Annotated in this window: 16 protein-coding genes; 10 read left to right on the forward strand and 6 right to left on the reverse strand. The window is 51.0% G+C overall.

Annotated features, from left to right (window positions below; translation table 11 throughout):
- Positions 1-43: 43 nt before the first annotated feature.
- The gene (gene pafA, locus BN8_RS21705) at positions 44-1,708 is read right to left on the reverse strand and encodes an alkaline phosphatase PafA (protein ID WP_009284091.1); all 1,665 of its coding nucleotides are present in this window, start codon (positions 1,706-1,708) and stop codon (positions 44-46) included.
- Between the two features lie 234 nt (positions 1,709-1,942).
- On the opposite strand from pafA, the gene BN8_RS21710 reads away from it, so the two are divergent.
- Entirely contained in the window at positions 1,943-2,725 is a 783-nt protein-coding gene (locus BN8_RS21710; protein ID WP_009284092.1) for a sterol desaturase family protein, read from the forward strand.
- A gap of 61 nt (positions 2,726-2,786) precedes the next feature.
- On the opposite strand, the gene BN8_RS21715 is transcribed toward BN8_RS21710, so the two are convergent.
- The gene (locus BN8_RS21715) at positions 2,787-3,761 is read right to left on the reverse strand and encodes a polyprenyl synthetase family protein (RefSeq protein WP_009284093.1); all 975 of its coding nucleotides are present in this window, start codon (positions 3,759-3,761) and stop codon (positions 2,787-2,789) included.
- Positions 3,762-4,032: 271 nt separating this feature from the next.
- On the opposite strand from BN8_RS21715, the gene BN8_RS21720 reads away from it, so the two are divergent.
- A complete protein-coding gene (locus tag BN8_RS21720; protein ID WP_009284095.1) occupies positions 4,033-5,025 on the forward strand; it encodes a patatin-like phospholipase family protein in 993 nt (330 codons plus the stop codon).
- A gap of 85 nt (positions 5,026-5,110) precedes the next feature.
- Here the strand turns inward: BN8_RS21720 and BN8_RS21725 are convergent, their stop codons facing one another.
- From BN8_RS21725 to BN8_RS21735, 3 genes are all read right to left on the reverse strand, one after another.
- Positions 5,111-5,938, reverse strand: coding sequence for a DUF4397 domain-containing protein (locus BN8_RS21725; RefSeq protein WP_009284096.1), 828 nt, complete (start codon positions 5,936-5,938; stop codon positions 5,111-5,113).
- 34 nt (positions 5,939-5,972) lie between these two features.
- Positions 5,973-9,353 (reverse strand): TonB-dependent receptor, encoded by a 3,381-nt coding sequence (locus BN8_RS21730; RefSeq protein WP_040006426.1) that lies wholly within the window; start codon positions 9,351-9,353, stop codon positions 5,973-5,975.
- Between the two features lie 380 nt (positions 9,354-9,733).
- Positions 9,734-13,111 (reverse strand): TonB-dependent receptor, encoded by a 3,378-nt coding sequence (locus BN8_RS21735; RefSeq protein WP_040006427.1) that lies wholly within the window; start codon positions 13,109-13,111, stop codon positions 9,734-9,736.
- A gap of 314 nt (positions 13,112-13,425) precedes the next feature.
- On the opposite strand from BN8_RS21735, the gene selD reads away from it, so the two are divergent.
- The 7 genes from selD to BN8_RS21770 all read left to right on the forward strand — a co-directional run bounded on the left by selD (position 13,426) and on the right by BN8_RS21770 (position 18,868).
- On the forward strand, positions 13,426-14,478 hold the full coding sequence (gene selD, locus BN8_RS21740) for a selenide, water dikinase SelD (RefSeq protein ID WP_009284099.1): 1,053 nt from the start codon (positions 13,426-13,428) through the stop codon (positions 14,476-14,478).
- Between the two features lie 93 nt (positions 14,479-14,571).
- Positions 14,572-15,354 carry an alpha/beta fold hydrolase gene (locus BN8_RS21745; RefSeq protein WP_009284100.1) on the forward strand — a complete coding sequence of 261 codons (783 nt, stop codon included), beginning with the start codon at positions 14,572-14,574 and terminating at the stop codon, positions 15,352-15,354.
- Positions 15,355-15,420: 66 nt separating this feature from the next.
- Positions 15,421-16,122, forward strand: coding sequence for an SAM-dependent methyltransferase (locus BN8_RS21750; RefSeq protein WP_009284101.1), 702 nt, complete (start codon positions 15,421-15,423; stop codon positions 16,120-16,122).
- 2 nt (positions 16,123-16,124) lie between these two features.
- A complete protein-coding gene (locus BN8_RS21755; protein WP_009284102.1) occupies positions 16,125-16,763 on the forward strand; it encodes an MBL fold metallo-hydrolase in 639 nt (212 codons plus the stop codon).
- Entirely contained in the window at positions 16,760-17,461 is a 702-nt protein-coding gene (pssA, locus tag BN8_RS21760) for a CDP-diacylglycerol--serine O-phosphatidyltransferase (RefSeq protein WP_009284103.1), read from the forward strand. Before BN8_RS21755 ends, pssA begins: the two co-directional genes overlap by 4 nt.
- A gap of 53 nt (positions 17,462-17,514) precedes the next feature.
- Positions 17,515-17,766, forward strand: coding sequence for a phosphoribosylformylglycinamidine synthase subunit PurS (gene purS / locus BN8_RS21765; RefSeq protein ID WP_040006428.1), 252 nt, complete (start codon positions 17,515-17,517; stop codon positions 17,764-17,766).
- A gap of 94 nt (positions 17,767-17,860) precedes the next feature.
- Positions 17,861-18,868, forward strand: coding sequence for a 3-oxoacyl-ACP synthase III family protein (locus BN8_RS21770; protein WP_009284105.1), 1,008 nt, complete (start codon positions 17,861-17,863; stop codon positions 18,866-18,868).
- A 69-nt stretch (positions 18,869-18,937) separates the two neighbouring features.
- Here the strand turns inward: BN8_RS21770 and BN8_RS21775 are convergent, their stop codons facing one another.
- Positions 18,938-19,297: a CoA-binding protein gene (locus tag BN8_RS21775; RefSeq protein WP_009284106.1), complete on the reverse strand. Its 360-nt coding sequence runs from the start codon at positions 19,295-19,297 to the stop codon at positions 18,938-18,940.
- 290 nt (positions 19,298-19,587) lie between these two features.
- On the opposite strand from BN8_RS21775, the gene BN8_RS21780 reads away from it, so the two are divergent.
- Positions 19,588-20,160, forward strand: coding sequence for an HNH endonuclease (locus tag BN8_RS21780; RefSeq protein ID WP_040006429.1), 573 nt, complete (start codon positions 19,588-19,590; stop codon positions 20,158-20,160).
- Positions 20,161-20,243 lie beyond the last annotated feature (83 nt).

Consider the following 20,243-nt stretch of genomic DNA (forward strand, 5'->3'; position numbering starts at 1 on the left):
TCTGACACCCCTTCAGCGTTTCACGTGTGTTTTTTATCCGTCGCTATTTCAACGCTTCTTCTACGGGATGACCAATACTGCCGCTGGGTTCGAGAATCCCCAGCAAGGCCGCGATGGTCGGAGCGATGTCAGCAATTTGAGTTCGACGAACAGTCTGGCCCGGCCGAACGCCCCAGCCGTACAGCAGGAATGGTACGTGCGTATCGTAGGCATAGGTTGTTCCATGCGTGGTTCCTTTCGTACGACCTTCGAACCAGCCCGACCGAAACATGACATAAAAATCGCCACTGCGGTTTGGGTGGTATACGTTCCGCAGCATATTGAGCTGAATCTCCGGAAATGCTTCGGCACCCAGGTTATTCAGATTAAGCACATTAATTACTCCTTTCTGCTTCAGCAGTGTGCTTTTGATCAACTCGTACACTTCCTGAATGGCAATTTTCTTCTCGGTCAGCAACGCATGGTTAAGGTACACCTGCTGGTTAAAATAGGTCAGCATCCACTGGCCGGGGCCATAGGCTTTGGCAAGAGCTGCCTTCACGGCTTCGCCCACTTCGCCGTAACTTTTCACGTCGGCCGGAATTCGGTACGTCTGCGCAAACCCCGGTACGTCTGCAACGCCATGATCGGCCGAGAGGAAAGCCGTCCATGCCCCTTTTCCGACCGTCGCATCCAGTTGGTTGAACAGATCGGTCAGTTGACGGTCGAGCCGGATGTAATTATCTTCCGTTTCAACGGCGTGTGTGCCAAAGGCGTGACCAATGTAATCCGGCGATGAAAAACTGACGCAAAGCAGGTCTGTTACGTTATCCTGCCCGAGTTGTTCACCCTTCAGTGCAGCCAGGGCAAATTCTTTCGTAATCTGATCGCCGTAAGGGCTGGTCCGCAGGATTTCGTATTTGCTACCTCCCGCCGTCGCGACAAACTCGTGCGGGAAAACCGCTTTAGCCTCGCCCGTCAGTGTGGCTTCATACGCCTGATCGTCGGCGGCACTTTCGGTGTATTGGTTCATAGCCAGCAACGGCTCCCATTTCTGGCTTAGAAATTTATCGCCCAGTTTGCGGTTGTTGAATTCATTCACCCAGGCCGGCAGCTCTTTCTGATAGAACGTACTGCTGATGAAGTTACCGTCTTTGGAATCAAACCAGTAGGCGCCGTTGGCTGCGTGCCCTGCGGGCAGAATGGCCCCCCGGTCTTTCAATGCAATACCGACCACTTTGGCCCGGCCGTCGGTAGCCAGTTTCAACTGATCCCCAATGGTTGTTACCAGCAGATTACGGGGCGACATTTTCCCGGCCGTTCCGTTGTTACCGACGGTACTGACCGTAGTGTCTTCCGCGCAGTACACCATCCGGCCCAGATTGCGGTCATAAAATTCGTTACCGACGATACCATTCAGGGCCGGAGCCGAACCGGTATAGATGGCCGCATGACCAGGACCGGTATACGTTGCGGCATAATGATAATGATTATTGCGGCAGTTAAAACCCTCGTCCATCAACCGGCGAAAACCTCCCGTTCCGAATTTTGTATAGTACCGGTACAGATAATCGTATCGCATCTGATCAACCACGATGCCCACGACGAGCTTAGGGCGGTCGGGAAAGCGGGTTACAGAAGCTGCTTTTTTAGGCTGAGCAAACGTAGTAATTGCGACGGCGAGGAAGGGTAATCCAGAGGCCAATCGAAGAAATCCTGCTAACAACATGCGCTGTTTGGTATCGTTGTAATTTGTCGACAAAGATACGTAAGGTTTCAGCGGGGACCGAACATCACAAACTTTGTTAATGTTTGGGCAACAAACTGGCGGCTGGTTTTGAGCCGCAGTGTTCCACTCAGGAATTTAGCCTGTCACTTCTGCAACATTTTGCCGGGAAGCTCATTTATACACAAGCAGACACCAGCTACCTCATGAATCATCTAGCAGTATCGTTGCATATTTATGATTGATATATCGGAGCCGATTCGCTTCTGGCTGACAGCCTTAGGATTCTTTATCGGCATATTTGGGCGGTATGTGCTGTTTTCGGTTACCTTCTGGTGGCTGTTCAACATCTCCATGAAAGAGCAGTTTGCCCACCGCGAGGTACAGACCCGCCCCCGGCGTCCTTATCAGCATCTTCGGGAAATTGGGTGGTCGGTGTTGACATCGCTTATTTTTACGGCGATGGCGATGGGCATGCTGCTTGCCTGGGAATCGGGTTATACAAAAATCTATACCGATCTATCCGACTATCCGTGGTATTGGTATCCAATCAGCATGCTGTTGGTGCTGTTTCTGCACGAAACGTACTATTATTGGCTGCACCGTTGGATGCACAAGCCCGGGGTATACCGCTGGATTCATAAAACACACCACGACAGCATCACTACGTCGGCATGGACTTCTTTTTCGTTCCATCCCCTCGAAAGTACTCTGCAAGCCATTATTATTCCGGCCCTGATGTTTCTGATTCCACTGCATATTACGGCCGTGGGCGCTGTTCTGCTGATTATGACGATTTCAAGCGCCATCAACCACCTGAATACTGAGATCTACCCGCGCGATTTCGACAGGCACTGGCTCGGCCGCTGGCTGATCGGTGCTACGCACCACGGACTACACCACTCGCAGTTCCGCTACAACTACGGTCTTTACTTTACGTTCTGGGATAAGTGGATGAAAACCGAAAGCCCGGATTTTCACAAGCTGTTTTCGAAGAAGACGGCCAGCCGGAAGGAGTAGTTTTAGTTTGTAGTTCTTGGTTTGTGGTTTAATAGTCCGATGTCGAACCACAAACCCACCCTTATTTACTCCGCTCAATTGTATACTGGACGAGTTGCTCCAGCGACCGGCGATACGACGACTCCGGGAAGGTTTCCAGCAGCGCATGGGCCTGGGCTACAAACTGATTCATGGCTTTGGTAGCGTATTCAATTCCCCCCGATAGCTTAACGAAGTCGATCACCTCGGCGACTTTTCGGGGGTTTTCGCTTTCGTTCTTAACGATATTTATGATCCGGCGCTTCTTAAAGTAATCAGCCTGGCGTAGCGCGTAGATCAGCGGCAGCGTCATTTTCTTTTCCTTTATGTCGATGCCCAGCGGCTTGCCGACTTCGGCAGTACCATAGTCGAACAGGTCATCTTTGATCTGGAACGCGATACCGACCTTCTCGCCGAATAATCGGGCTTTCTCGACGGTTTCCTTTTCGACCTGCGCCGACCGGGCACCCACCGCGCAGCAGGCCGCGATTAAAGAGGCCGTTTTTTGCCGGATGATTTCATAGTACACATCTTCAGTAATGTCGAGCCGACGCGCTTTTTCAATCTGGAGCAGTTCACCTTCACTGATTTCCCGCACGGCCGTCGAGACAATCTGGAGCAGGTCGAAATCGTTATTATCGACCGACAGGAGCAGCCCCCGCGAAAGCAGGTAGTCGCCCACCAGCACGGCTACTTTGTTTTTCCAGAGCGCATTGATAGAGAAGAAACCGCGTCGGTAATTTGAATCATCGACAACGTCGTCGTGAACAAGCGTGGCTGTATGCAACAATTCGATGAGAGCAGCCCCGCGGTAGGTCGATTCGGTGATCTGGCCACAAACGCCCGCCGTCAAAAAGACGAACATCGGGCGCAGTTGCTTGCCCTTCCGTTTCACGATGTAATTCATGATCTGGTCGAGCAGCATGACGTCACTCTTCATCAAGTCCCGGAATTTCTGCTCGAACAATACCATCTCGGCAGCAATTGGGGCTTGTATATCGGCGACGGTTAACGACATTTTCTGGTTAATAAGTGCATAAGTCAGTACCAGGAAAACCACATGGGCTCCAGTAAGGTTCTGGCAACGATCCGGGTAATTACCTACGAATATACCTTACTAATTCCGGCTCGTACTGACCGAATTTCCGGCAAGTATAGCAAGGAATGAGCAGACCGAAAAAAGCCGCTTAGAAAAGGAATGACCATACCATAAACCCTTAATCGATTTCACTTTGTTTATACAACAATTTGCTACAACTTACTGACTGTATACCATCGTTCAATCATCGATGATCAATAATCCAACGCCCCCCGTTCCGCACCCTTCCGTTGTTGCAGAACCTACTCAACCACCCACCAAAGCCCTTGTGCTTGGCGGTGGTTCGCTCAAAGGAGCGTTTCAGGCCGGCGCTACACTGGCTTTGCTTGAAAGCGGATTCGTTCCCGATCGTATTTATGGCATTTCGGTGGGTAGTCTTAACGCTACCTTTCTCGCTAACGAAGCGGCTCGTCAGTATGCCGAGTCTGGACAGGTAGACTGGATTCGGGCTGGTAAGTTTCTGATTGAGTTCTGGATACGAAATATAACCCGGCCGCAGGACGTAGCTGTGATCCGGTCGCGGTTTCGTATGGGCTACAACACGCTGATGAGCCGTTTCGACGGCTTTCTGGACAATGCGCCGATCAAAAATCTCATCCGCAATCACGTTGATCTGGAAACGCTCAGAAATGGCCCGGTAGTACTCAAAGTGGGGGCAGTGGATATTGTGGAGGGCGACATGCTCTACGCCGAAGCCACTGATCCTAACTTTCTGGACTACATCTATGCGAGTAGTGCACTGCCGTTCCTGATGCCGGCCGTTCAGATCGGGGGCGATCACCGGAAAGCCTTTCTCGACGGTGGTCTTCGCGAAGTAGCCCCCCTGCGCGTTGCCATCGAAGACGGCGCTACGGAAATTGTTTGTGTGGCCTGCCACGCCCGTAAGATCTACAACGAAAAGTTCAACTACCGGAACTTGCTGAACCTGGCCGACCGAATTAAAGACATAACGGTCAATCAACTGGTTAACAACGACATTGCCTGGGCCGAACGCTTCGCCGAACGCGAGCAGCTCCACGGGCGGCAAATGCACCTCACGGTGGTTCGCCCGCACGAACCGCTGTATCTGAATCTAATGAAGTTTACTTCCGACGACATCGGCAGAGTAATCGTGGCCGGCTATCAGGCGGCTACGGACGAACTGAAGCGAAGAGGGGCCGAATCAATGGTGCTCGCCCGCTGAGTATAAGTCGTCAAAATAGTACCCCAAACCCCTTCAGGGGCTTGGGGTAATAGGCAGCACTAATGTAAAACTGTAAAACACACCGTCAATTATGCTGAACCGTACCGACGCTCAGGCTTCGGTTCCGAAGCAGGCCGGCCGCATAGATGGTGTAAATTTTCCCACCGGCCAGCGTTACGTTCGTCGTTGTGGAAGCTGGTGACGAAACCTCTGACGGAATCGTTGCCTGCGTATACACTTGCACGGTATAGTTACCGGCCGGTACGTTTGAATACCGCAGGTTTTGCCCAGATACGTTGCTGTACGCCCGATTCAGGAACGTTGCAGCGCCCTGATTCGTGGTCGGATTGACGAGTCGTATTGAAACCGGGGATACATCCGGTGCAAAGTTAAACACCCGCACCCGGGCCGTATTGGCCGCCGGAGCCGTCAGCGTATCCGTAACCACTACGAACTGCGGTCCACCTAAGTTGGTCGCGTTGGTGGTTGTCGGTCTGGGACGATTTAGTGTATCCGTCACGAACACGGTATAACTCGTATTCGCATTGGCGCTGAAATTGTTCTGGTTGGTCGCTCCGGCCCGGTACACGATGTCGTTGCTGCCCAACACGCCCCCAATCTGGCCAGAAGCCGCCCGTGCCCGTAGCTGGATTGATCCGGCCTGAGCGGGCGCATAAGCGCTCGCACTTTGGCCAAACTGCAGCGACTGTCCCACCTGATTATTCTCAATAAAAAAATTCAGCGCCGGTACACCTGGAGCGGCATTTACAAACAGAAAACGCGCCTGGTTGGTCGAAGGCCCCGTTGCAGGCTGCGGATCCGGATAATCGGTATCCTGGCACGCCGTAAACAGCGCCGTCGACAGGAACGCGACTGTTATTACGACGCTCAATTGATTCCATGTATATTTCATGCGGTATCGTATCGTTTGATTACCTGTTGCGCCATTAGAAAATGTACCGTAAGCCCAGTTGAAGCTGCCAGCGCGAACTCAAGGTCAGGTTGTTGGTGAACGAGCTGGTCAGCGCCTGACCCGGCGAAACCTCCGTAAACGTGTAGATGGGCCGTCCCGTCGTGGCTGTCGTGTTGGTATTCGGCGTTTCGTAGCCTACGAAGTTCAGCAGGTTAGTCCGCTGGATTGACTGTGCGAGGCCCAGATTAGAGCTAACCAGGTTCAGCAGGTTAACCACCTCGGCCGAGAACTGAAGCGTATGCCGACGATCACCGGCCCGGACGTAGAAATCCTGTAGCAAACGGAAGTTAACCAGATTTTGCCACGGCAGGAAAGCGCCATTTCGCTCGGCATATTGCCCCCGGCGCTTGCTCAGATACGGGTCCTGCTCAATGTACGCATTCAACTGATCCCAGATTTGCTGCGGTGTACGGGTATCCTGCGCGTTGGTCGTCACCAGCACGATCTCGTTCTGATTACGCGGTACGTAGATCAGGTCATTGTTGCTGATACCGTCGCTGTTTGGGTTACCGCCATATACGTACGAGAAGTTACCCGTCGACTGCCCGGTATACGTCAGCGCAACCGTAGTAGCCAGGTTATTCAGGTACTCGAAGCGGTATTGCAGATAACCGACCACGCGATGCGGCACCAGGTTATTCGAGTAAGACAGGTTCGGCTGGTTGGGGCTCGTGACAATGGCCTGGCCCGTGTATAAACTACCCGCCGTTGATGCCGACTGAGCGTTTACGTCTTTCGAGTCTGTGAAGGTATACGCCAGTGACGCTTCCAGACCGCGCGTTAGTCGCTTTTGAATCTGTGCCGTTAAACTGATCGAATACCCACGCTGGATATTGTCCAGCACCAGTGCCTGCACGATTCGATCGTTGATCCGACGGTCGAAGGGCGGATTTACGTTTGCCACCCCGGCTGCATTACCAAATACCGGCCGACCATCGCCCGCCAGCGTACCGACCGGATCCGCCAGGTTTGCGTCCCGGATATACACGGCGTTGATATCCTTAGAATAAATAGCGTCCAGCGTAATAATCCAGTTTCCGGGTAGCGTCTTGTCAATGCCTAAGCTTGAACGCCACACCTGCGGAAACTTGAAATCACGCGTCGTAGCATTGATCGTAAATGTTTGTGCCAGCGGGTCTCCCGGACGGCCCACCAATTCAGGCACATAGGCGTTTGAATTAGGCGTGAAGCTGATGCCATTGGTAAACGTATTGGCCTGACCTTGTTGCAATACGGTTCCAAAGAATACCCCGTTGTTGCTCACCTGATTCGACAGCCACACGAAGGGAACGCGACCGGTGAAAACACCCGTACCACCCCGTATCTGCAGCGAACGATTACCTAACACATCCCAGTTAAAACCAATCCGGGGCGAAAACAGGAAGTTTGTTTTAGGTAGCTGGCTGACAAAAATTTGCTCTCCACGTGCAAATCCTTCTGGCCGGTTCGAAAGCGAGTCTATATAGCGGTTTTCCAGCAGTTTACTGTCGTTATACGTTGGAATGTCAAGGCGTAGACCAGCGGTAAGGCGAAAATTCTTGGCTACGTTAAAAACATCTTGTACGTAAAAACCCAACTGGGCTGCGTTGAACTCGGCCACTGGAACCGGCGTCCCCGGAACGGCTGAATATTGTAGTGCATACTGCGTGGGGGCATTGGCCTGCGTTGGATTCGTTGCGTTTGCAATGAAATCCTGAACACTATTGTATTGATAAACACCCCGAATTTGAGGAGTAAAGCCGTTATAAAAGTGGTAAAATTCATTAGCCGTACCAACCGAAACGGTGTGCTTACCCAGAAAGATGTCAAACTTGTCGTTCAACTGCACGACATCCTGATTCAGCACGTTGTTGGGCGTAAACGGTTCCGCCCCAAACGTAGTCAGCGTGTTGCCATTCGGCCCGACAATATCGACCGTCGGGAAACTGGGCGTTGGCACACCGCCCCCGCCTTCGCGGAAGTCGCGGAAAGCGGTATAACCTAACTGCAAATTGTTAGCGAATTTATTGCCGAACGTTGAGTTCAACTCGCCAATAATCGAGCGCAGGTTCTGGTTGATCCGATACCAGGAGTACGAAAACGGCAGCGCGTTGACATTGTTCTGCCGACCACCCGGAGGAGCCGACGTAAACCCACCGGAGTTGCTGGGTGGTACGTCGCTGAACGAATTTAACTGGTTATACCGTACGGTCAGCTTGTGCTTATCGCTGATGTTCCAGTCGATTTTGACGAGGAACTTCAGGCTTTGGTTGAGCTGATCGAAGTTATCAAGGGACCCCGGGTCAAACGTCCAGCTTTTGCCGTTGTTGGGCGTAACGAGAAAGTCACGTAGTGTCCGTAGTTGCTCCGCCTGTTGCGTTTGCTGCGTTGGGCGACCCTGTGAATCAGTGCTGCCGATTGGAAACAGAACGGCCGGGTTGGCCTGGCGCTGCTGCTCAACGTTTGCGAAAAAGAACAGCTTGTTTTTGATGATTGGGCCACCCAACCGAGCCCCGACGTTATAGAAACTGAAGTTGCCCTGCGGCTGCTCCTGCCCTTCGACCCGGCGCCCGACAAAGCTCTGGTTCCGGTAGAAACCGTAGGCCGACCCCTCGAACCGGTTGGTACCACTACGGGTTACGGCGTTCACCCCGGCCCCTGTAAATGAACCCTGGCTCACATCGTAGGGCGAAATCGATACGTTCAACTGGTCAATAGCGTCGATGCTCACCGGCGTCGTACCCGACTGCCCACCCGGCAGTGCCGTCAGACCAAACACGTTGTTGGCCGTTGAGCCGTCGATCGAAAAGTTATTATACAGGCTCGAACGACCGCCAAACGAAAAGCCAGGCCCGGCCTGGGGTGTCAGGGTACTCAAGTCCGTGAAGTTCCGGTTAAGCGCCGGTAACCGTTCGAAGTTCTCGCGACGCAGGTTCGTTGATACGCCCGTCCGCTCAGAGTCGATGACCCCACCCCGCTGTGAGGTTACCACCACTTCTGACAGCTGCTGACCTTCTTCTGCCAGGGTAAAATTGGCTGATATTGGCGTATTCAACTCAACAAACGCAATTTCCCGTATTTGCTCCTGGTAGCCGACGTAGGTGACCGTAATCCGGTACGGTCCTCCAACGCGAACGGCCGGTAAGTTGTAGCGGCCCTGCGCATTGGTTGTCGTACCATATCGGGTTCCGGATGGAACAAAAACGGCCACCACTGTAGCTCCGGGCAATTCCTCCCCTTTCTGATCAGTTACTACTCCATTGATTGATGAAGTTGTCACCCCTTGCCCCATGACCATACTGCTACATAGTACAGCCGGCAGCATACTGCCAAACAACACCAAGACCGTTCGAAAACGCCGTAATTTTTTGTACATAACCGATACGTTTAGTTGTTAAACAGATCGACAGAGTCTGATTCAAATGACAACTGATGCAGTTTTTATGTTTATTATTCTTATTCTATAGAATAACTTACATCCAGATTCTCAAACGCTCCTAACAGCCTTAAGGTCATTTAGATGCTTATTGTTTACGACAAGGTTTCTTAACTTATGGAGAGGGGGTAAGTTTTTGTCAACATGTTCTGTGACCTAACTATGTTAATAAATTAAATCATTGATTACTAATTGCTTCTTAAGTACGTGTAGTGTTGTTAGTATAACCAATAAACCACCCTTCATATAGCCTTAGCGCGTATCAAAAAAAGAAGCCCGCCGGAGTTAACCAGCGGGCTTCTTTTCTACGTGGAATATACTTAGTTGAAGATATACCGCAGACCAAGTTGTCCTTGCCAAACCGCATTAACGTTTACGTTAGGCGTGAAAGAATCCCGCAGCAGGATAGTTCTGCTCTGGTTGCCTTCAGTGATCTGCTGGGTCGCTAACCGGTAGGTTGGAACACCGGCCGAATTGAGTCCGGCAAACGCTAATGGGCTAAACGTAGTTGCTTGATTTCCAACACCAGCCGCGTTGTTAATCAAGTTACCTATGTTAAGAATGTCGGCACGCAACTGAATAGTATTCCGTTTGCCTTTTGAACCAACGGCAATGTAAAACTCCTGAATAAACGTAAAGTCGATACGGGTCAACCAAGGGAATTGCCCACCATTACGCTCAGCATACTGGCCACGACGAGTACTCAGATAATCGTTTCCGTTTATGAAAGCATCAAACGCAGCTTGTTGTTGCTCTGGTGAATAGGTAACAGAAGAAGGACCTGTTCCTACAACCAAAGGTACAAATGTCAGATCTGAAGCTCTATTGGGTACGAAGAGCAAGTCATTACTCGTCTGGCCGTCACCGTTCAGATCCTGATTAAATGTGTACGAGATTTTAGAACCACTATTTGATACTACGCCCAGCGTGAACGTTGACGAACCGCCGATTTTACGACCATAGTTTAACCGGTAATTCAGCAACCCGACTATACGGTGACGAAGGTCGTTGTCTGAAAACGTAAGTGGCAGATAGTTCTGACCAACCGTTGTGGGCACGTTGGCCTGCACTGTGCTGCCTACGAAAGCAATATCCCGTGCCTGTCCGTAGGTATACGATACAAATCCACCAACACCGCGCGTTGCTGGTCGCTCCAATTTAACTGTGGCGATGTACGAATTGCCCTTGTCTGTATTTTTCAGCACGAAGGCATTACCAATTTGCGGATTATAGTAACGAGCAGCATTGATAGCAGCCGTGCCGCTTACACCAGAAGCCGGGAAGCGTGGGCGATTGTCAGGCCCTGCAAACGTACGATCTGGAGCTTTCAGGTTAGCATCGATGTAACGAAGCGCATTCAACGTCTTGTTGTAGATGAATTCAACCGTACCAATGAAGCCACCGGGTAGTTTCTGATCAACGGCGATGTTGGTCTTCCAGATTTGTGGATATTTTAAATCGCTATCCGAAGCGTTGACCGCATAACCCGTCAAACTAGCTGGATTAGTCGCTGCGGGCAGGATACCAGCGGGCAGCTTACTTGGATCTGTAACAAACGGAACCCGTGTATTTGTCAGGTTAAACACAGCAGTGTTTACGCCATTGTTACCCAACTGGTTTGAAACGAGTACTTCAGGAATCCGTGACACAAAGAAACCTGAGCCACCACGAATCTGTGTAGACTTGTCACCTTTTACGTCCCAGTTAAAACCAAGGCGGGGCGACAGCAGTAAACGTGTTTTTGGAAATACGCCCGTACTGATTTTATAAGGATTGTTATCCTCATCGCGCCACGTTAAACTTTCCACGAGTGGGTTGTTAAAAGCCGATGCGTTCGAATTATCGTAGGCAAAAACATCCCCACGTAAGCCCAATGTCAGCTTAAAGTTGGGCGTCGCCTGATACTCGTCCTGAATATAAGCACTGTACAAGTCACGATCCAGACGCTGTAGCGGTTCAGCCCCACCAGGCAGAAGCGAATAACGCAGATTGTAGCGGTTTACGACAACAGGAGATGTGGTACTACCTGGGTTACTGATTGACGCCAACGCAGCCGCTTTGAAATCAGCAATCGAGTTGTACACATACACACCATTAGACGACGGGAAGAATACGTTATTGGAGGTAAAATGCTCGTACACAAGGCCAGCCGTCAACGTGTGCTTACCAGCAAAGTAGCTAAAGTTGTTGGTGACGTTGAACGTCGAATAATTTAGCTTATTGTTCGGCGTGAAGGGATCAAATCCGATTGACGTGTATGTACTGCCGTTTTGCAGAATGTCGATCGTTGGAAAAATATCAGTCTTGTAGGTCCGGTCTTCAATTTGCTTATTGTACGTAACAATCAGATCATTAGCAAATTTACTACCGAAGTTAGACGTCAATTCAGCAGCAATTGAGCGCGTATTGTCGGCAATGATATAGCCAGTGTTCTCGGGAGATATGGCTTCTACCCGGTTCGTACGGTTACCATTACCGGCCGTATTGCTACTGTTACTGTCACTAATCCGTTGCCCTGATTCTGAATTGTGGTGTGAATAACGAACCGACAGTTTGTGACGATCATTGATGTTATAATCAAGACGAATCAATCCTTTCGTACTCGTTACGTCATTATTGAAGTTATCATACGCACCCAGACTACGACCAAAATTCGTTTGCATGAACTGGTCCAGGTCCGCAATGTCCGAATACAAAACACGCGAGATATTTCCCTGCGCTCCGTCATTACGGTTCAGTGACCACGTAAGGGCGGGTGTACTACTTGTGAAGCGCTCCCCGTTGATGAAGAAGAACAATTTATTCTTAACAATGGGGCCACCCAGCCGGAAGCCGTATGTGTCTTCGCTGATGTTTGGCGCCGGCGTGATGGTTATCCCGTCGACTTTCTTACCAACCAGGCTATTGCCACGGGTCAGACCGTATAAAGAACCAGAAAACTCATTTGTACCTGAGCGCGTCACCGCGTTGATACCTGCGCCGGTAAAACCCGACTGGCGAACATCGAACGGCGCTACGTTAACCTGTATCTGGTCAAGTGCATCCAGAGAAACGGCTGTTGTACCCGTCCGGCCACCGGCTTGCGCTGAACTACCCAAACCGAAACCGTTATTAAATACGGAACCGTCGATAGTAATGTTATTAAAGCGCGTATCCTGTCCAGCAAACGATTGACCGTTACCGTAAGGATTGTAACGGGTGATATCATTAATGGTACGACCAATTGTCGGCGTCGTATTGATTGTTTCCCGGCCGTAAGAAATTGCAGCCCCCGTGCGTTCAGAGCTGAAAATATCGCTCCGACTTGTTGACACTACGACTTCACTGAGGTTGGTACCTTCTTCAATCAGCTTGAAATTAACATCAGCAGTAGTACCAAGGTTGGCCGTAACGTTGTTTGTTACCTGCTCCTTAAATCCTACGTACGTTACGGTGATCGTGTAGGGTCCACCTACCCGAACGTTTGGCAAATTGTAAAAACCTGACCCGTTTGTAACGGTACCGTAGCGACTACCTGACGGCGTGTGTACAGCTACGACAGTAGCCCCAGGCAATCCCTCACCTTTCTGGTCTGTTACGAAACCGTTAATCGACGCAGAAGTAACCTGCGCTACGGCTACGCTACTTCCCAACACGGCCAACAGCATACTGCAAAACAACACCAGAGCTGCTCGCAATTGCAGTAGATTTTTGTACATAGATTTGGTTGGTTTTATTAAGTTTAGTTTGGAGAGTGTTTGTTAGGTTACGGTCCAAAACGGCCGCAAAGATGACACTTTTTCTTGTCACTGCAACGTACTCTCTCTTAAAAAAATACTATCCTGAACAGCGCATTAGCCAAATATCCCAGAATAAGTAAATTTCAAGCCATTTAGGTACTATTCGGTAATGTTAAGTTTTTGTTAAGTCATTTGAAGGCCGCTCTATGTCCCCTAAGTACATTCGAACCATTCGGCTCATTTGTGCGTAATTAGAAAGTTTACAGGCGATCCTTTGTTACTTTTATGCCACTATGATATTGACTGAGACAACTCCCATCCGACTTACGCAATACAGTCACGGAGCCGGTTGTGGCTGCAAAATATCTCCCAAGATTCTGGATCAGATATTACACACGAATGCCACGGCTTTCCAGCCACGCTACGAAAAACTGCTGGTCGGCAATGATTCCCGTGATGATGCGGCCGTGTTGGACCTTGGCAATGGCGAAGCTGTCATCAGCACCACCGATTTTTTCATGCCTATTGTCGACGATCCATTCGATTTTGGTCGGATCGCTTCGGCCAACGCCATCAGCGACGTGTATGCTATGGGGGGCGAACCCATCATGGCTATCGCGATTCTGGGCTGGCCGCTCGACAAATTGCCGCCCCACGTAGCGGGTCAGGTGCTGGAAGGTAGCCGGGCCATTTGCCTGGAAGCTGGCATTCCACTGGCCGGTGGTCACAGCATCGACTCGCCAGAGCCCATTTTTGGCCTGGCCGTTACGGGTAAAGTCCGACTTGACCATCTTAAACAGAACAATACGGCTACCAACGGCTGTCAGCTTTACCTGACCAAGCCGCTCGGTGTTGGTATCCTGACCACCGCGCAGAAAAAAGGCATCCTCAAGCCTGAACACGCTGACCTGGCCCCGGCGCAGATGGCCCAGCTCAATCGCTTTGGCGCAGTATTGGGTCGCCTGCCCTACGTTAAGGCCCTGACCGACGTAACGGGCTTTGGGCTACTCGGTCATCTTACGGAAATGGCTGAAGGCAGCGGCCTTAGCGCCATTGTTACTTTCGACGCCGTGCCGAAATTGCCGACCATTGAGGAGTATCTGGCTCAGAAAAGCTTTCCCGGCGGTACGGTCCGTAACTGGGATAGTTATGGCCATAAAATTGCAGAACTGACTGAAATCCAGCGGTACGTACTCGCAGATCCTCAGACATCAGGTGGCCTGCTCATCGCCGTCGATCCGGGCAGCACGACCGAATTTGAGCGTGTTGCTGCCGAGAACGATTTGGTACTGCAACCGTTCGGCGAACTGGTCGCGAAACGCGAAAAAGTAGTGTATGTGAACTGAAATTAAACGCAGAGGGCGCAAAGACTACGCAGAAAACTCAATTAAAACGCTGCGACCTTTGCGCATTCTTTGCGTCTTTGCGGTTAAACAAAAATGAAACTTTACCACCGTCTGGTCGGTGACACCGGCCCTGCTATTCTTATCCTTCACGGCGTTTTTGGCTCTTCGGACAACTGGCTGACCGTTAGTAAAACCATTGCGGCCCAGGGATACCGTGTTTTCATGCTCGATCAGCGTAATCATGGACAATCGCCCCACAGCGATGATTTCAGTTACCTGCACATGGCCGACGATCTGCGTGAATTCATCACAGATCATGCTATCCAGCAACCGATTATTATTGGTCACTCGATGGGTGGCAAAACGGTGATGCAGTACGCCATGCTGTATCCCGGTACGTTCCAGAAGCTGGTCGTAGTGGACATTGCGCCAAAATTCTACCCGGTTCATCATGCCGAACTCATACGCGGATTGAAGGCCATTGACCTGATGGGCATTACCAGCCGAAATGATGCCGACGCCGTGCTAAGCCAGTATGAACCCTCGCTTCCTGTACGTCAGTTTCTGCTGAAAAATCTGTATCGCAATCAGCAGGGGCAATTCGACTGGCGGCTGAATCTGCCGGTCATCGAGCGGGAACTGCATGGGATTGGTGAAGAGTTGACCAATCCGCGAATCGTCGAAGAGCCGACGCTGTTTATCCGTGGCCGGAAATCGCCCTATATTCTGGATGAGGATATCCCTGCCATCCGTCGAATTTTCCCCAACGTCGCTGTGGAGACCATCGAAGACGCCGGACACTGGGTACAGGCCGAAAAACCGGATGAGTTCGTGGACGTACTGATGAATTTTTTAACCGCAAAGACGCAAAGTTGACCGCAAAGACGCAAAGAAACGTTAGCGAACATTGCGCTTATCTTTGCGTCTTTGCGGTTAAAAACCATGCCGACGCTTTATTTAATTCCTGCTACCCTCGCCGACGACACTGCCGAACAGGTACTGCCTGCGCAAATCCGGGAAGTTATTAGCCAGACCGACGTCTACTTTGTGGAGAACCTCCGGACAGCCCGGCGCTTTATCAGCAGCCTGAAAACCGGCCGCGTGATTGATGAAACCCTCTTTTACGATCTCCATAAGGATACTCCCGAAGCCGAGACCCGGCAACAGTTGCAGGAGCTGACCAAACAACAGCGCAACGCGGGCGTTTTGTCTGAGGCCGGTTGCCCGGGGGTTGCCGATCCAGGCGCCGTGGCCGTAGCCATTGCTCATAAACTGGGCTGGCAGGTGATGCCGCTGGTTGGCCCCTCGTCGATTCTGCTGGCTTTGATGGCGTCGGGCATGAGTGGTCAGTCGTTCGCCTTTCACGGCTACCTGCCTATTGATCGGCATGATCGTTCGCGGGCCTTAAAGCACCTCGATAAAGAAGCGCATCAACGTCGGCAAACCCAGATTTTCATGGAAACGCCCTATCGCAACAACGCCCTCTTTGCCGATGTGCTGGTCAATTGCCAGCCCGACACGCGCTTGTGCGTAGCCTGCAACCTAACGGCCCCCGACGCCTTTATCCGAACGATGACCATCCGCGAATGGAAAAGTCAAACGCCCGATCTACATAAAAAACCGACGGTGTTTCTACTTTTGTGATAATGATTCAGGTCTTCGAATTTTCTCCGTTTAGCGAAAACACCTACGTAGTCGCCGACGACACAACCGGTGAGGCCGTTGTGATCGACCCCGGCTGCTACGATCAGTCCGAAAAAGAAACGCTGAGCCGGTTCATCGACGAGCAAAAACTGACGGTAAAGTATCTGTTGCTTACCCATGCGCATCTCGACCATGTATTCGGCTGTGCCTACGTGAAGCGTAAGTACGGTGTCAAGCTTTACCTACACGAGCAGGACATGGTCATTTTCAACGACGTACCGACCCGGTGCGCCCTCTACGGACTGCGGGGCTACGAACCGACCGACGTGGATGCATTTCTGAAAGAAGGGGATCAGTTCAGGTTTGGAAATATAACACTGGACGTCGTTTTCGTACCCGGTCACGCACCCGGCCACGTTGCGTTTATCAACCATGCCGAACGGTACGTGATTGGGGGCGATACCTTGTTTCGGGGCAGTGTCGGGCGAACGGATTTTCCTTATTCAAACCACGCCGATCTGATGAACAGCATCCGGACTCAGTTATATACGCTTCCTGACGATTATACGGTTTATCCCGGCCACATGGAACCGACGACCGTCGGACACGAGAAACAGACAAATCCGTTTGTGCGGGCATGAGATCACTGCTCAAACACCTGCCCAATGCCATGACCTGCGGCAACCTGCTCTGCGGTTGCATCGGTCTGGTTATGGCCATGCGGGGGTACCTGGACGTATCGGCCTGGCTGATTCTGCTGGCCGGAGCGCTCGATTTCGGCGATGGCTTTGTTGCCCGTATGCTAAAAGTATCGGGGCCGTTCGGTAAAGAACTCGACTCCCTGGCCGATGTCGTTACGTTTGGTGTGCTGCCGGCTACGATCGTCTTTCAACTGATGTGGTTCGAGGGGCTGGGAAACATTTCGTTTCTGGCCTTCCTGATTGCCGTCCTTTCGGCACTACGGCTGGCCAACTTCAACATCGACACCCGCCAGTCCGATCAATTCATTGGTGTTCCAACGCCGGCCAACTCAATTTTTATAGCCGCATTTCCGCTGATGAGCCGCTACCAGCCTTCGTTGGATGCTTACTGGAAAAATGACATTGTGCTGGGTATGATCGTCGGTTTTTCATTTTTGCTCGTGGCCGAATTGCCCCTCCTCGCATTCAAATTCAAGTCCTTTGGCTGGCGCGAAAATCAGGTCAAATACATTTTTTTGATCGTATCGGCGCTGCTCCTGCTATTTTTGCAGTATGCAGCCATTCCGCTGATTGTATTATTATACATCCTAATTTCTGTCATATTTAATGAACGAAAGAGCGAAAGCGTGAGAGAATGATGGTAACAGTTACCTTTTGCTCTTTCGCTCTTTCACTCTTTTGCTTTTCACCCATGAAATACATCGCTGAAATTGACATTATGCCCCAGAAGGAAATTCTGGACCCGCAGGGCAAGGCCGTTAAACTCGGTTTGCATAACCTTCACATGGACACAATCGACAACGTCCGCATTGGAAAGCACATCCGGCTGGAAGTAGAAGCCGATAGTGAAGTTCAGGCCCGCGAAACGGTCGATTCGGCCTGCCGTCAGTTGCTGGCGAACCTCATTATGGAGGAATACTCGTTTTCATTGCATACGGCCTGATTGTCTTTTTTTTCTGTTTACAGGACAGTCGGCCCGGGCTATACAAACCCTGCCAAAAAAAGTGCTATTTTTGCCGACTTTTTGACTTCATCCAATGGAGAAAATGTATTCAGCCATTACTGGGCTAGGCTTCTACGTGCCGGAAACGGTCGTTACGAATGATGATCTGACCCAGTATATGGAGACCTCCGACGCCTGGATTCAGGAACGGACGGGGATTCAGCAACGGCGCTTTTTTACGTACGGCAAGGATACCAATGCCAGTATGGCCACCGCTGCGTCGCGAATGGCGCTCGAACGCGCCGGTATTGATGCCGGTCAGGTCGATCTCATTGTTTATGCCACCATCACGCCCGATTATTATTTCCCCGGCTCAGCGTTTCTGATGCAGCGCGAGCTGGGCCTCGAAGGCATTGGGGTAATTGACATCCGCAACCAGTGCTCAGGTTTTGTGTACGCGCTGTCCATTGCCGACCAGTTTATCAAAACCGGCATGTACCGGACTATTCTGGTAGTAGGGTCGGAAGTGCAGTCTTCGCTGCTCAATAAAAGTACCGAAGGCCGTAACGTCGCCGTTATTTTCGGCGATGGCGCCGGAGCGGCCGTGTTGCAGGCCACTACCGACCCCGAGCATCGTATCCTGTCGACTCATCTGCACGCCGACGGACGCTACGCCGAAGACCTGTACGTGAAAGATCCCGGCAGCAGCCGCGATGGCCGGTGGATTTCGGAAGCTACTATTACCCAGGGTGACTACAACGTGACAATGAACGGCAATGCGGTGTTCAAACACGCTGTGGTACGGTTCATGGAAGTCATCAACGAAAGCCTGAACGCCAACGGCTACCAACCCGACGACCTAGCGCTGCTGGTGCCTCACCAAGCTAATATTCGAATCTCAGAATACGTCCGGCAGCAGATGAATCTACCTGAAGAAAAGGTGTTTAACAACATTCAGTACTACGGCAATACGACTGCCGCTTCGATTCCAATTGCCATGACCGAAGCGTTTGAGCAAGGCCGTATCAAATCCGGCGATTTAATCTGTCTGGCGGCTTTCGGCAGCGGTTTCACCTGGGCCTCAGCATTGATAAAGTGGTGAAAAGGAAGAAAGGGGAGGAAAGGAAAACAGAAAATCCTTTATTCCTCTCCTCCCCTTTCCGCCCTTTCGTCAATACGTCCCGATGGATAACATCACGAGCGTACAGGCTTCAATGGGTTCGATACCCGCTCGCTGAAGATCACGTTCCAATTCGGGATTTTCAGTGCCGGGGTTGAAAATTACCCGGCGGGGTTTCAGCCGCTTGATGTATTCCCCCAGGCCTTGCTGGTTAAGTGACCCAACATACAAGGTTACCGTGTCAACATCGTCCAGTTGGGGTTGTCCCGTCTGGATGGGCCGCCCCTGAATCTGGCCCGCCCGTAAACCAACCAGTTCCACCTCGTGGCCATGTCCAAGCAGACTATGGGCCGCCCGGTTGGCGTAACGGTCCGGATTTTCGCTGGCTCCAATTACTACTGTTTTCTTCATTCCGTATGTATGCTTCTTGCAGTCCTTTCTGACTGCGATCTTCTCTAGACTGTCAACATACGGAAGAGGATTCTGGTTTAAAACAGTTGAACTTGTGTAATCTTTGATTATTTTTCATCGCTTTTTGCGAAATCAACGTATGAAGTATGTAGGTATATACGTTGCCATTCCCACAAAATCAATTGACAATCAGCTAGTTTTTACAAAAAAATATATAACTTTTTTGTTTTACATTTGTTAAACAATTATTCGGTACTGTGATGTACCAGGGCACACAACCACAACCAGCAATGAGCGACAAAAAGAGCCAAAGTTTCTGGAACGAGAAGTGGGTGCCAATCGTCTTCGACGGCGTTGAGAACCCACCTCGCTATGACGTGTCGAATTATGGGCGGGTACGTAGTTTCCAGGCTGGTGCAGAAGGTACGGTCATAAAAGGGTCCGTCATTCAAGGGTATCGGTCGCTGAACATTCGTTCGGGCGGAAAGACATTCAACCGCTACGTGCACAAATTAGTAGCCGAGCATTTCGTTGAACGCGGAACGCCCGATCAAACGTTCGTGATCCACCTTGATCACGATAAGCAAAATAACCACTACCAGAACCTGCGGTGGGTTACAAAGGACGAAATGATTGATCACAACCGGGAAAACCCGAACCTGAAAAACAGGGCTACTCCCCGGCGCACCCGTAACTACAAGCTTACGGAGAGCAAGGTGAAGATCATCAAGAAACTACTGCGTAACGACAAGAATCGGTTGAAGATGATTGCTAAGCAGTTTGGCATTACGCATACCCAACTAAACCGCATTCGGTCCGGTGAAAACTGGAAACACGTGACTATCGACGACGATACGGCATAAAGGCTAGTTATCAAGCCTTTACGACACGGCCGCTTGGATCAAATCCAAGCGGTTTTTTTGTGCCTCTCCAACTCTGTTGATCG

The organism is Fibrisoma limi BUZ 3 (genome assembly GCF_000296815.2).
Lineage (GTDB): Bacteria > Bacteroidota > Bacteroidia > Cytophagales > Spirosomataceae > Fibrisoma > Fibrisoma limi.

Excerpts from the sequence above, each read along its gene's own strand:
- BN8_RS21780 (WP_040006429.1), top strand. The coding sequence starts at position 19,588 with ATGAGCGACAAAAAGAGCCAAAGTTTCTGGAACGAGAAGTGGGTGCCA.
- BN8_RS21750 (WP_009284101.1), top strand. The coding sequence starts at position 15,421 with ATGCCGACGCTTTATTTAATTCCTGCTACCCTCGCCGACGACACTGCC.
- BN8_RS21715 (WP_009284093.1), bottom strand. The coding sequence starts at position 3,761 with ATGTCGTTAACCGTCGCCGATATACAAGCCCCAATTGCTGCCGAGATG.
- pafA (WP_009284091.1), bottom strand. The coding sequence starts at position 1,708 with ATGTTGTTAGCAGGATTTCTTCGATTGGCCTCTGGATTACCCTTCCTC.
- BN8_RS21710 (WP_009284092.1), top strand. The coding sequence starts at position 1,943 with ATGATTGATATATCGGAGCCGATTCGCTTCTGGCTGACAGCCTTAGGA.
- BN8_RS21755 (WP_009284102.1), top strand. The coding sequence starts at position 16,125 with ATGATTCAGGTCTTCGAATTTTCTCCGTTTAGCGAAAACACCTACGTA.
- BN8_RS21745 (WP_009284100.1), top strand. The coding sequence starts at position 14,572 with ATGAAACTTTACCACCGTCTGGTCGGTGACACCGGCCCTGCTATTCTT.
- selD (WP_009284099.1), top strand. The coding sequence starts at position 13,426 with ATGATATTGACTGAGACAACTCCCATCCGACTTACGCAATACAGTCAC.
- BN8_RS21770 (WP_009284105.1), top strand. The coding sequence starts at position 17,861 with ATGGAGAAAATGTATTCAGCCATTACTGGGCTAGGCTTCTACGTGCCG.
- BN8_RS21735 (WP_040006427.1), bottom strand. The coding sequence starts at position 13,111 with ATGTACAAAAATCTACTGCAATTGCGAGCAGCTCTGGTGTTGTTTTGC.
- purS (WP_040006428.1), top strand. The coding sequence starts at position 17,515 with ATGAAATACATCGCTGAAATTGACATTATGCCCCAGAAGGAAATTCTG.
- BN8_RS21720 (WP_009284095.1), top strand. The coding sequence starts at position 4,033 with ATGATCAATAATCCAACGCCCCCCGTTCCGCACCCTTCCGTTGTTGCA.
- BN8_RS21775 (WP_009284106.1), bottom strand. The coding sequence starts at position 19,297 with ATGAAGAAAACAGTAGTAATTGGAGCCAGCGAAAATCCGGACCGTTAC.
- pssA (WP_009284103.1), top strand. The coding sequence starts at position 16,760 with ATGAGATCACTGCTCAAACACCTGCCCAATGCCATGACCTGCGGCAAC.
- BN8_RS21730 (WP_040006426.1), bottom strand. The coding sequence starts at position 9,353 with ATGTACAAAAAATTACGGCGTTTTCGAACGGTCTTGGTGTTGTTTGGC.
- BN8_RS21725 (WP_009284096.1), bottom strand. The coding sequence starts at position 5,938 with ATGAAATATACATGGAATCAATTGAGCGTCGTAATAACAGTCGCGTTC.